The organism is Variovorax sp. OV084 (assembly GCF_900111625.1).
In the GTDB taxonomy this organism is placed as follows: Bacteria; Pseudomonadota; Gammaproteobacteria; order Burkholderiales; family Burkholderiaceae_C; genus Variovorax.
The window spans coordinates 123322-132600 of record NZ_FOII01000015.1; the positions used below are offsets into that span (position 1 = coordinate 123322).

The 9279-nt window shown below is 66.4% G+C and carries 10 protein-coding genes and 1 pseudogene; 5 read left to right on the plus strand and 6 right to left on the minus strand.

Annotated features, from left to right (window positions below):
- Window positions 1-9 precede the first annotated feature (9 nt).
- The 3 genes from BMW87_RS27285 (at window position 10) to BMW87_RS27295 (ending at window position 2673) form a co-directional block, all read left to right on the plus strand.
- Complete coding sequence (locus BMW87_RS27285; RefSeq protein WP_093080212.1) at window positions 10-840, plus strand: SDR family NAD(P)-dependent oxidoreductase; 831 nt, start codon at window positions 10-12, stop codon at window positions 838-840.
- A gap of 2 nt (window positions 841-842) precedes the next feature.
- Window positions 843-1631 carry an enoyl-CoA hydratase-related protein gene (locus BMW87_RS27290; RefSeq protein ID WP_093080214.1) on the plus strand — a complete coding sequence of 263 codons (789 nt, stop codon included), beginning with the start codon at window positions 843-845 and terminating at the stop codon, window positions 1629-1631.
- Between the two features lie 100 nt (window positions 1632-1731).
- Window positions 1732-2673, plus strand: coding sequence for a LysR family transcriptional regulator (locus BMW87_RS27295; RefSeq protein ID WP_176928711.1), 942 nt, complete (start codon window positions 1732-1734; stop codon window positions 2671-2673).
- Window positions 2674-2685: 12 nt separating this feature from the next.
- Here BMW87_RS27295 and BMW87_RS27300 read toward each other — a convergent pair whose 3' ends face one another.
- The 6 genes from BMW87_RS27300 to BMW87_RS27325 all read right to left on the minus strand — a co-directional run bounded on the left by BMW87_RS27300 (window position 2686) and on the right by BMW87_RS27325 (window position 8654).
- Entirely contained in the window at window positions 2686-3690 is a 1005-nt protein-coding gene (locus BMW87_RS27300; protein WP_093080216.1) for an isopenicillin N synthase family dioxygenase, read from the minus strand.
- A gap of 34 nt (window positions 3691-3724) precedes the next feature.
- Complete coding sequence (locus BMW87_RS27305; RefSeq protein ID WP_093080219.1) at window positions 3725-4555, minus strand: ABC transporter permease; 831 nt, start codon at window positions 4553-4555, stop codon at window positions 3725-3727.
- Window positions 4552-5385, minus strand: coding sequence for an ABC transporter ATP-binding protein (locus BMW87_RS27310; protein ID WP_093051796.1), 834 nt, complete (start codon window positions 5383-5385; stop codon window positions 4552-4554). The genes BMW87_RS27305 and BMW87_RS27310 overlap by 4 nt, the downstream gene beginning before the upstream one ends.
- Window positions 5382-6410 (minus strand): adenosine deaminase, encoded by a 1029-nt coding sequence (locus BMW87_RS27315; RefSeq protein ID WP_093080222.1) that lies wholly within the window; start codon window positions 6408-6410, stop codon window positions 5382-5384. Before BMW87_RS27315 ends, BMW87_RS27310 begins: the two co-directional genes overlap by 4 nt.
- A 1-nt stretch (window position 6411) precedes the next feature.
- Entirely contained in the window at window positions 6412-7542 is a 1131-nt protein-coding gene (locus BMW87_RS27320) for an ABC transporter substrate-binding protein (RefSeq protein WP_256216933.1), read from the minus strand.
- 179 nt (window positions 7543-7721) lie between these two features.
- Window positions 7722-8654 (minus strand): DUF2167 domain-containing protein, encoded by a 933-nt coding sequence (locus BMW87_RS27325; RefSeq protein ID WP_093050667.1) that lies wholly within the window; start codon window positions 8652-8654, stop codon window positions 7722-7724.
- 188 nt (window positions 8655-8842) lie between these two features.
- On the opposite strand from BMW87_RS27325, the gene BMW87_RS27330 reads away from it, so the two are divergent.
- Both BMW87_RS27330 and BMW87_RS35580 read left to right on the plus strand, forming a co-directional pair.
- Window positions 8843-9097 carry a ParD-like family protein gene (locus BMW87_RS27330; RefSeq protein WP_093080223.1) on the plus strand — a complete coding sequence of 85 codons (255 nt, stop codon included), beginning with the start codon at window positions 8843-8845 and terminating at the stop codon, window positions 9095-9097.
- A pseudogene (locus tag BMW87_RS35580) lies at window positions 9097-9279 on the plus strand (type I methionyl aminopeptidase); the annotation flags it as partial. The gene BMW87_RS27330 and the pseudogene BMW87_RS35580, both read left to right, overlap by 1 nt.

Here is a 9279-nt window from a genome sequence, read left to right on the forward strand (position 1 = left end):
ACCAGAGACATGACACTCAAGCTCGGCGGCAAGGTCGCCCTCATCACAGGTTCGGGTCGCGGCATCGGCCGGGCCATCGCGCTCAAGCTGGCATCCGAAGGTGCGCACATCGTCGTCAACGACCTCGATGCCGAGCCGGCTGAAGAGACCGTACAGGCCATCCGTGCTGCCGGCGGAGAAGCGGTGGCCTGCGTCGGCAGCGTGGCCGCACCGGACTTTGCCGAGCGCTTCGTCGGCACGGCGGTGAACGAATTCAAGGGCCTCGACATCATCGTCAACAACGCCGGTTACACCTGGGACAGCGTGGTGCAGAAGATGACCGATGAGCAGTGGTACGCCATGATCGACGTGCACCTCACGGCACCGTTCCGCATCCTGCGCGCAGCGCAGCCGGTGATCCGCGCGCTGTCGAAGTCCGAGACCGAGGCGGGCCAGCGCGTTGTGCGCAAGGTGGTCAACATCTCGTCGGTGGCGGGGCTGTTCGGCAACGCGGGGCAGGCCAACTATTCGGCGGCCAAGGCCGGCATCGTCGGCATGACGCAGACGCTGGCCAAGGAGTGGGGCCGCATGAACGTCACCGTAAACTGCGTGGCCTTCGGCTTCATCCAGACGCGGCTGACCGCGAGCACCGCCGAAGCCACCACTGCGAACATCGAGGGCCGCGAGATCAAGGTGGGCATCAACCCGGGGCTGCTGGCGATGATGGAGCAGTCCATTCCGTTGGGACGCGGCGGCACGCCCGAAGAAGCCGCAGGCGCGGTGTACCTGCTGTGCGCGCCCGAATCCGACTACGTGAGCGGGCAGACGCTGATGTGCACCGGCGGGCTCACGGGGGTCTGAGCATGAACATCAGCGAAGGTATTGCCTGGGGCGTGGAGGAGGGCATCGGCCGCATCGTGCTGAAGCGGCCCGAGCGCGCGAATTCCCTTGGCTTGGTGAACGGGCGCGCGCTGGTACGGGCCATCGACGAAGTGCTGGCGCAGAAGCCGCGCGTCATCCTGCTGACCGGCGAGGGCAGGGTGTTCTGCGCCGGCGGCGCCATCGATGAATTCGTGGCGGCCGGCGAAGCGCTGCCCGAGCTGGTGAGCGAGATGCTGGACAGCCTGCACCCGGCATTGCTGCGCCTGTCGAACAACTCGGCACCACTGGTCGTGGCGGTGAACGGAGCGGTGGGCGGCGCCGGCGTGGGGCTCGCGCTGTGCGGCGACTTCGTGCTCGCCGCCGAATCGATGAAGCTGCGCACGGGCTACGCGGCCATCGGGCTGTCGCCGGATGCGGGCGCCTCGTACTTCCTCGCGCGTCGCGTGGGGCCCGTGCGTGCGCAGCAATTGCTGATGCTGAGCGATGCCATCGACAGCCAGCGCTGCCTGGCGTGGGGCGCCGTCGATGCGCTCCACGCGGATGCCGAACTCGCAGCCGCCGCCGAAGCACTCGTCACGCGGCTCGCCCATGGCGCGAGCGGATCGTTCGCGGCCATCAAGACCCTGTGCGCCGGTGTGCCGGGCCGGCCTTTCGATGAGCACCTGGCGCTGGAGCAGAAGCTGCTGCGCGAACGTGCCGGCAGCGCCGATGCGCGCGAGGGCGTGGCGGCGTTCGTAGCCAAGCGTGCGCCGCGCTTCACCGGTCGCTGAGGCACGGCGCCTGCATCGCATTCGCCGCGCCATGCGGATGGGATGCGTGCAAGAATCCCCGCGGCGCTTTCGCTTTGCGCCCAGCCCACGGAGTTTCTTCTTGAGTCTTGTCTCCACGACCTCGCTTCGGTACTTCGCCGAAGTCGTTCGCACCGGTTCGATCAGGGCGGCTTCCGAGAACCTGTACGTCGCGGCATCCGCCATCAGCAGGCAGCTCGCCATGCTCGAGGACTCGCTGGGCGCACCTTTGCTGGAGCGGCGCCAGGGGCGCGGCAAGGTCAAGCTCACGGCGGCCGGCGAGATCTTGATGCGCTATCACAAGAACGTCGTCAAGGAGTCCGGGCGGCTGCATTCCGAGATCGAGGCGCTGCAGGGCCTCAAGCGGGGCCACGTCAATTTCGGCATGCCCGAATCGTTGACGCGCGACTTCATGCCGCAGTTCTTCTCCGGCTTTGCCAAGCGCTATCCGGGCATCTCGTTCAGCGTGAAGGTCAGCGGCAGTCCCACGCTGGCGGAGATGCTGCTCGAAGACGACCTCGACGCCTGCTTCACCTTCGGGGACATCGCGTTCCAGGATCTTTCGATGGTCTATACGCGGTTGCTGCCGCTCTATGTGCTGGTGCCCACCGGGCATCCGCTCGAGGGCTACAAGTCGCTGCGGCTTTCGGATTGCGCCGAGTACAGCCTGTCGTCGCTCGACTCGTCGCTGTGGGCCAAGCAGCAGTACGACGAGATGCTCGCGAAGGCGAAGATCCGGCCGCGCATTGCGCTGGAGACCAACTCTTACGAACTCATGCGCAACGTGGCGGCAGAGGGCATGTGCCTCACGTTCACGACCACGCCGCTGGAAGACCCGTTCGGGCGTCCCAGGGCCGGCTCCTATGTGCCGCTGAAAGACCCGCGCGCCAGGCCGCAGCGCCTGGCGCTGTGCGTGCACAAGGGCCGCAGCCTGCCGATACCGGTGGCTGCATTTCTCTCGGAACTCACGGTTGCGCTGGAAGAGGCGGAGCAGCGTGCCGAACAGGGCCGCCCCGCCGCTTGAGGCCCTGAAGCCTTACCCCGCGGCCAACTCCGCAGGCGTCTTGTACTTCTGCACGGCCGCGAACCGTCGCACCAGGTAGTCGCCCGACTTGATGGGCGCATGGCTGGGCTCGCCTTCGCCGGGCGCGAACTCGGGCAGGCAGGCAACGGGCGTGTCGTAGTCGAGGTTGAAGAATGTGGGAATCGAGTAGCGCTCCTTGCCCGTGCGGTTCGCGACGCGGTGCCTGTTGGACACGTAGACGTCGTTGGTCCACACCTTCACCAGGTCGCCCAGGTTGATGACCAGCGTTCCTTCAACGTAGGGCGCGGCCACCCATTCCCCACCGCGTGTGCACAGTTCGAGGCCGCCGATAGGGTCTTGCGCCAGCACGGTCAGCATGCCGTAGTCGGTGTGCGCGGCGGCGCCGAGTTCGAGGTTGGTGAACGACTCCTGCGGCGGGTAGTGAAAGAGCCGCGACTGCACCATCGGCTTGGTGGCGTACTGCAGGAAGAAGCCTTCATCCTTGCCGACGGCCGAGGCGAAGATCTTCAGCAGGTTGCGGCCGAGCTCGATGGTGGCGTTGAAGTAAGCCATGGCCGCGGGCTCGAGCCAGGGCTTGTCCGCAGGCCAGCGATTGGGGCCGTGCAGCGGCCGCCCGTTCGCAACGTCGGGGTCCGTCAGCGGCAGGTCCATGCCGAGTTCGTAGCTCTCCTTCAGGTCCGGCTTGTGGCCTGGATGCTGCGTGACGCCCATGGGCATGAAGCCGCGCCGGAAGCGCTCGTCGATGCGGTCTTTCAGTCGCTCCTCCATCGGCAGTGACATGTAGCGGCGGGTGGCGTCGAACACGGTGTCGATCACGGCCTGCGGCACCCCGTGGTTCCTGACGTAGAAGAAACCGGTGTTGGTGCATGCGGCCTTGAACTGCTCGACCACCGGCCCGATCGGGCCGCCGGCCAGCCACGGGCCCAGGTCGAGAATCGGCATTTCCTGCGCGGAGGCCCTGCGGGGTGCCTCGAGCTTCTGTTCGTCTTGGATCATTGCGTTGCTCCTTTGTAGGGGTTGTGTTGTTGCTTCATGTGCCGCGAGACAGGTCGGTGAACGCGTCCGCCCAGAACACCACGCGCCGCGCAATCGCCTTCATCAGGCCGTGCAGCACGATGCCGATGGCCGAGAGAACGATGAGGATCGCGAACATGCCCGCCGCGTCCATCGAGAAGTTGCGCTGCAGGATGAGATAGCCCAGCCCGGCCTGGGCGCCAACGAACTCGCCCACGATCGCGCCGATCACGGCCAGCACGATGCCGATGTCCAGCCCGGCGAACACATAAGGCAGCGCGTGCGGCAGCCGGACCATGCGGAACACATGCCAGGAAGACGCCGTGAATGCGCGCATCAGGTCGATCTGATCCCTGGGCGCCGAGCGAAGCCCCACGATCGTGTTGGCGAGCACCGGAAAGAACACGATGGTCGCTGTGATCACGACCTTCGACGTTGTGTCGAAGCCGAACCACAGCACGAACAGCGGAGCCACGGCCACCTTGGGCACGGTCTGGAACGCGACAACGTACGGGTAGAGCACCAGTTCGAGCAGCGCGCTCTGGCCGATCAGCGCGCCGAGCAGGAAACCCGCGAACGCGCCGAGCGCGAAGCCCGCAAGAATCTCGTAGAGCGTCACCCACAGGTGCGGCCACACCTCGCCCGACTGGAAGACGTCATAGATGGAGCGGGCCACGCCCGCGGGCCCCGGGAAGATCAGGTGCGAGATGCCCAGCGCGCTCACCACGAGCTGCCATGCGGCAATCACGGCCACGAAGACGGCCACGATCAGCGCCTTGCGCCGCGAGGGGGTGAGCCACGGCGCGGGCGGCTCGAAGTCGATGTTCTCGGTGTTCGCGGTGCTCATCCGTCGAGCCCTCCACTGGCGTTCAGGTTGGTTCGGATGTCGCGGACATGGCTGCCGAATCTCTCGGTGTTGATGAGCTCCAGCGTGCGAGCGGCGGGCAGGTCGACGTCGATGACCTTCGTGACGCGCCCGGGCCGCGGCGACATGACGATCACGCGGTCGCCGAGGAACACGGCTTCCGGAATGCTGTGCGTCACGAGCATGATCGTGGCGCCGGTGCGTTCGCGCAGCTTCAGCAGCTCGACGTTCATGGTCTCGCGCGTCATGGCATCGAGCGCGCCGAAGGGCTCGTCCATCAGCAGCAGCATCGGGTCGTTGACCAGCGCCCGCGCAATGCCCACGCGCTGCTGCATGCCGCCGGAAAGTTCGCCGGGGTACTTGGTCTCGAAGCCGGCCAGCCCCACCAGATGCAGGTAGTGGAGGGCACGTTCGCGCGCGACCTTGGGGTCGCGCCCCTGGATCTGCGCGGGCACCAGCACGTTGTCGAGGATGTTGCGCCACGGCAGAAGCACGGGCGCCTGGAACACCACACCCACATCGCGGCTCGGCCCGGTGTGGCGTCGCCCGCCGAGCTCGACCGTGCCGCGGCTCGCGCGCTCGAGGCCGGCCAGGATGCGCAGCAAGGTGCTCTTGCCGCAGCCGCTCGGACCGACCACGGTGACGAACTCGCCGCGTTCGACGCTGAAGCTCACGTCGTGCAGCGCGACCACATCCGCGCCGTCCTTCGATCGGAAGGTCTTGTGCAGGCCTTCGAAGCGGAACGCCGGTACGGCGCCCGATGCTTCCTGCAGCGTCGTCCGTCTCGGCGGAAATTGAACGATTGCGTTCATGCCGGTGCCTGCTCCGCGCCGTGGGCCACCCATGCATCGATGGCGCGAAGCGCTGCGCTACGCTGCAGCGGCGTGATGAAGGCGGCCTCGAAGCTGTTGCGCGCCAGGCTCACCATGTCGTCGCGCCCGAGGCCGAGCGCCTGTTGGCACGCAAGGTAGTTGTCGTTGACGTAGCCGCCGAAGTAGGAGGGGTCGTCCGAGTTGACGGTTACGCACAGGCCTGCGTCCATGAGCTTGCGCAGAGGGTGTGCGGCCATCGAGGGCACCAGCTGCAGCTTGAGATTGGACAGCGGGCACACCGTGAGCGGAATGCGCTGCTGCGCGAGTTGCGCGACGAGCGCGGGGTCGTCGAGACAGGCGTTGCCATGGTCCAGGCGCTGCACCTGCAGCAGTTCGACCGCCTCGCGCACATAGGCGGCCGGGCCTTCCTCGCCCGCGTGCGCCACCACCTTGAAGCCGCGTTCGCGGCAGCGGCGGAAGAACTCGGCGAACTTCGAGGGCGGGTTGCCCACCTCCGCACCGCCAAGGCCGAAGCCCAGCAGCTGGTCGTACCAGGGGCGCAGGTCGTCGAGAAGGGTGAGCGCCTCGTCTTCGCTGCGGTGGCGCTGCACGACGACGATCAGGCCCGAGCTGATGCCGTCTTCGGCCTGCGCGGCTTCCATGGCGCCGAGCACGCCTTCCATCAGCACGGCCAGCGGCACTGCGCGGCTGGTGTGGCCTTGCACGCCCAGGAACATTTCCGCATGCAGCACGCGATCGGCATGCGCGCGGCGCAGGTAGTCGCGCGTCACGTCGTGGAAGTCCTGCGGCTGGACGAGCACACGGCAGCCGTCGTAGTACAGGTTCAGAAAGTCCTGCAGGTCGGTGAAGCGGTAGGCGGCGCGCAGCTCTTCTTCCGTCTGCCAGCGGATGTCCACGCCGTTGCGCCGGGCCAGCCGCAGGAAAAGCTCGGGCTCGATCGAGCCTTCGATGTGCATGTGCAGTTCGGCCTTGGGCAGGCCCGCGACGAATTGTTCGGGCGTCATGTCACAGCCCCTTGCAGGCCTTGGCGGCCTCGATGACGGCGTTGCGGTCGAAGCGGTTGATGGCCTCGACGAAGCCGGGCTTCAGGTAGAGCATCGACTCGGGCGGCAGCGTGCGCTTGATCAGGCCGTCCTTGAGCATCGCGTCCTGCATTCGGCCGTAGGCGGCCGGGCTCATCGAGCCGATCAGCTTGCCGCCGTTCATGGTCTGTGCGTCGGCCATCGTCTGGAGTTGCGTCTGCAGGAGCGCAAGGTCCCACTTGGCGAGCGTGGCCTCGTCAGCACCCGTGGGCTTGGCGCCGGGAAAGTGCTTCCAGTGGATCTGGCGGGCGCACTCGGGATCGGTCTGTGCGAACAGCGTCGCCTTGGCCGCGCCGCGCGCGATGGCCTCGACCATGGCCGGGTCGGCGTCGATGGTCTTCTGCATCGTGGCGAAGGTGAAGTCGGGCAGCGAGCGCCACGTCGGATCGAACAATATGCGCATGTTCGCGCCCGCGTTCTGGAAGCCGGTGAGCGCGGAGCCCCAGAACATCAACGCCTGCACGCGGCCAGCGCGCATCGCCTCCAGCGCCGGCGCGCCGGCACCGGTGGCAATGATCTGCACGTCGGTGTCGGGGTTGACGCCGTTGGCACGCAGGTAGCCCTTGAGCAGCGGCATGCCACCCGTGCCCAGGCTGAAGATGCCGATCTTCTTGCCCTTGAGGTCCGCCACCGTCTTCACGGGGCTGTCCTGCGGCACGCCCACGCCCCAGTCGATCACGCCGGTGCCCATGAGCCCGCGCACGGCGACGTTGTTCTCGGTGTTGGCCTGGATCAGCCCGGTGGAGTTGATCTGCGCGAAATCGACGCCGCCGGCCACCATCTGCTGGATGCCCTGCAGCGAGCCTCCGGTGGTGACGATCTTCACGTCGTAGCCCTCGTCCTTCCAGTAGCCCAGCGCGATGGGCAGCGTCAGCCAGGGGTAGGTGACGTTGACGACCTGGGTGCCCAGCGCGATGGTCACGGGCTTCAGCGGCTTGTTCTGGGCCTGCGCCACGGTGGCAGACAGCAGGAGGACCAGGGCGGCGAGCGCGGCCGCAGCCCGTGCGGCAAAGCGAGCAGGGCGGGCGAAGGCGAGTTTCAGGTGGGGGGGCATGAACGATCCTGTGTTGGTCGGATCGTTGCGAGATTAGCCCTGGGAACCAATCGCTGTGGATCAATATTCCGTCAGCATTGTTCTGATTTTTCGCACATTGAATCGCCCGGTTCGCGTGCTGTTCCGGTGCGGCGTGCAGCGCCTCGTGCGGAGGCTCGTCCGCACGGGGCTGCTGTTTGCTAGTTGCTGTTGCGCTTGAACAGCTTCGCGATGCCCCAGAGCGCCGCGCCGCCCGCCACCACGGCCAGTTTGGCGAATTTGGCCAGGAAGGCCAGGGCGATGGCGAAGAGGCCCAGCTTCTTCACTGCCACGCCTGCCACCAGCGCGGCCAGGCCATAGGCGGCGACCTTGTCGGTCGAGGAGTTGAAGTCTGCGTACTTCTTGCCATCGTCGTACTGGATCGCGCCGAGCAGCTTGCTCGCGTCGGGCTTGTACTTGTCGAGGTCCTTCGCGTTGGTGATGAGGTTCAGGCTCAGGTAGCCCTCGCGGCCCAGCGCGTAGGTGTTGTAGTTGACGCCCTGGTTGCCGTCGGTGCTGCCCTTGCGCTGGGACAGGGCCGACCACACGAGGCGGTGCGACGCAGCCTCGTACTGCGGCTTCTGCGCCCAGCCCGTGACCTCGATGGCGGGAATGCCGCGCTTGGCGCGCTCCTCGTTGGCGGCCTCGGTGCCCTCCTTCAGGCTCTTGAGCAGGTCGTCGGCGTTCCAGTCCTTCGCGTCGTCGTCCTTGATGTAGCCCTCCTTGACGAACTTCACGACGGCCATCCAGTCGGCGTCGTCGGCGGGGAAGACTACGCCGACGAAGGTGTCGTCGGTGCGGTTGCCCATGCTGCGCATCAACTGCGCGGCCGCGGGCGTCGGCACCCACACGTAGCCGGCAGGCAGCTGCAGGTGGGCCTGGTCGCGCAGCACGATGTCGGCGGGGCCGGCTTTCTGCACGGCCTTGGCGGCCTTGAATGCGGCGTCCTGTTCGGCTTCCAGTGAACTGGCGGTCGAAGCGGGGGCAGTGGTGGACGGGGTGGTTGGCGATGCGGCGTGAGCGGTGTTGTGCGCCACGAAAGCGGCGCACGCGAGCAGCACGCCGGCCGTCAGGCGGGCGGTTTGAATACGCAAGTTCTCTCTCCTCGGTTGTTGTCTGTTTGGCGAGCCGGGAGAGTTTAAGAGTTCAGGTATCGCTCCATTCATACGTCTGCTCGAGATGCCGGCGCTGGGTGGTGCTGTGCTCGATCAAGTGCAGGGCCATACAAGCAGGGCCATACGAGACGTATATAATTCATATACGTTTCATATAGAGGTCGCCGATGGGCATCGTAAAAATTTCGGACTTGATGCACGAGAACCTGCGAGTGGCGGGGAACGCTCTCAGCAGGTCCATCAATGCACAGGCAGAGCACTGGATGCGGGTCGGCATGCTGACAGAGATGCACCCGGAGCTGGACTACCGGGAAGTCTGCCAACTGTTGATACAGGCTGAACTCGCGGGGGGGCTGGACATCGCCGCGGCTGTCACGACTCAACCTGGCAAGCCCCGCGCGTCCTCGAGCGGAAAACACTGATGGCTCACGGCGTTCCCATCAAGTCCGCCGAGGAGCTTGAAATGTCACGGCGTGCCGGCAGGCTTGCCGCAGAGGTTCTAGCCATGATCGAGCCCTACGTCGTGCCGGGGGTGAGCACGGAGACGCTCGACCGGATCTGCCACGACCACATCGTGAATGTCCAGGGCGCCATTCCAGCGAAC